This is a genomic window from Moorena sp. SIO4E2 (assembly GCF_010671945.1).
Lineage (GTDB): Bacteria > Cyanobacteriota > Cyanobacteriia > Cyanobacteriales > Coleofasciculaceae > Moorena > Moorena producens.
In genome coordinates this window covers 1-2,255 of record NZ_JAAHIE010000914.1, presented here as the reverse complement: position 1 = coordinate 2,255, position 2,255 = coordinate 1, and the positions used below count along the sequence as shown (strand labels likewise).

At 42.0% G+C, this 2,255-nt stretch carries 2 protein-coding genes; one reads left to right on the top strand and one right to left on the bottom strand.

Annotation, left to right across the window (positions count from 1 at the left end):
* Nucleotides 1-422: 422 nt before the first annotated feature.
* Entirely contained in the window at nt 423-1,433 is a 1,011-nt protein-coding gene (locus tag F6K37_RS38930; protein WP_044494882.1) for a GAF domain-containing protein, read from the top strand.
* Between the two features lie 124 nt (nt 1,434-1,557).
* Here the strand turns inward: F6K37_RS38930 and F6K37_RS38925 are convergent, their stop codons facing one another.
* A complete protein-coding gene (locus F6K37_RS38925; protein ID WP_008188611.1) occupies nt 1,558-1,977 on the bottom strand; it encodes a hypothetical protein in 420 nt (139 codons plus the stop codon).
* Between the last annotated feature and the right edge of the window lie 278 nt (nt 1,978-2,255).

Genomic DNA, 2,255 nt, shown 5'->3' with positions numbered 1-2,255 from the left:
CATTTCCACATCAGCAGGATTCCCCTGGGAACGATGAAAATTGGTGTACCAGGACAAGGCTTGCTGTAAACTGGCACGAGTGCGGTTGAAGAGAGTTTTCTGCTGGTTGTTGGTGCCATAGGATGTCTGATTACCACCAGCTGGTTTAGATTGGGAAGATCCAGGATAACTCAAGGTTAAATAGGGAAAGACCAGTTACAGTTACTATTTTTACCTAAGCCTTGATGAGAAAATACCCATTATCCGATAGCAATTACCTGATACCAAGTTGCAGTCAAAGAATAAACAAAAAGGAATTGGGAATTAGGAAATTTCCCCCAATTCCTCCTGACCCCATAGGTAAATTAAACGTCAACAACGCCACTTGCTATAAGCCTGTAGACTAATGTGGGATTGGCGCAGGCTGATTGATGGAGGTAAATATGAGTGATGTGAATAAATCTAAACAACAGCTGATTCAGGAAGTGAAAGCACTGCGCCGACAAGTGGATCAACTTAAAGCTACACGAATCGTCTTCAGTGCTCAACATCAGCTATTTAAAACCTATGCCACCATGATGCAAACCGCCTCTGGCTCCCTGATGCTTAGAGCTTTGTTACAAGATATACTCCACGTTGCTGGTCGGCTCACTAAGGCAGAGGAGAGTAGCCTGTTTTTACTCAATGCTGATGGTATGGTCACTGAGAGTCTTCTAGCTCGCGGTGCAACCCTCCCACGATATAAAAAGCAGATCATTGGTCAGGTTCTAGACCAAGGTTTAGCTGGTTGGGTTAGCCGCCATCGGGAAGTTGGGCTGATCACTGATACTATGGATGATGACCGCTGGCTTACCTTACCTGGTCAGCCCTATCAAGTACGCTCAGTATTAGCTGTTCCTATTCTCAGGGGCAAGAGGTTATTAGGCATTATCACCCTAATGCATTCCCAGGCGGAACACTTTGGTGCTAAATCTGCCCGTTTAATGGAAATGACTGCTGAGTCCATGGCTTTGATCTTAGAGAATGCTCAACTCCACAGTCAACAACAACACCTAGGGCAACAGTCTCCTCAGAACTATCAAGTTTTCTCCCCACCCAATCAGCTCACTGAGAGTTCAGATAATTTCTCTTCCCTGGGAATTTACATAATTTATAGTAAAGGCGATTTTCTATATGTTAATCCCAAAATGGCGGAAATTTTTGGCTATTCCTTTGGTGAACTTATTTCTCTGCAATCCTTACTACACGTGGTGGCAGAAGACAAGCGTAAATTTGTGGATGATCGAATAACTAATTGTCTTCAGGGTCAGGGTAAAAATCTCTACTTTACCTTTCCTGGTCAGTGTAAAGATGGCAGCAGGATTAACCTAGAAATTTATGGTTCCCGAACTAAATTATACGGTAAGTTAGTAATCATTGGAGCTTTGCGAAAACTTAATCATTTAAGGGGTTAAGTTCTATGATGTTTGCTCGATTATGTTTGCTCGATGGTGTTTCCTCTAGCAATACTATTGCCCTGAGATATAGTCATCGGCAGGTTTAAAAAAATAAGTTTTATAAAAATTATGGATAGTGTCTCTAATTTTTTGATAGTTTAGAGCTGATTCGCTTAATATTTCTGGAACGGCTAGCAATGGTAGCTTTCCCTTTACCGATTTGTACAAATACTTTACCAGAGAAAAGATTACTGAGAGCTGGGCGTTGGTAAACTACAAAATCATCTAGCTTTGATGTTTCCTCAAACCCCATCTCGGTCAGAGCATCATTGAGAGCAGCAGTAAAAACTTTCTTACTCCTGAATTCTAGGGATACTGTAACGGTTCGATTGAAGTAGGTACCTAATAAACCACCGATTAAGCCAAAAATTATACCAACACTATAGGGCATCCCTGTCACCAGACTTAGCCTCAAAACTTGCGAGGAAAAGACAGTGGTAATTAGGGTTGTACAGGTGAAGTAGTACAAGAATGTTATTAATAAACCAGGACCGAGCTGCATAGAAATTTTATTTGATGTTATAACTATACATTTGCCATTAGTTTAAGACATTTTGAATCTGTTTCAACAGGTGCGACCCGTGGCGAATTTAATTCTTAATGGGTCAAGCGCACCTTTGTTTTTTCCAGAGCGCGTTCGCGCTCTGCTGACCATCTCCATCTTCCGAGAGAGGTAAATCTCGGTCTCTATCCAGGGATGGATTGGGGTAGTGAACGGATTAACATACCTTAGTCTAGCTGATCAACTGGTTCACAGGGGTTGATCAAGTTAGCGATCGC

Coding starts and splice junctions, on each gene's coding strand:
- F6K37_RS38930 (WP_044494882.1), top strand. CDS start 423: ATGAGTGATGTGAATAAATCTAAACAACAGCTGATTCAGGAAGTGAAA.
- F6K37_RS38925 (WP_008188611.1), bottom strand. CDS start 1,977: ATGCAGCTCGGTCCTGGTTTATTAATAACATTCTTGTACTACTTCACC.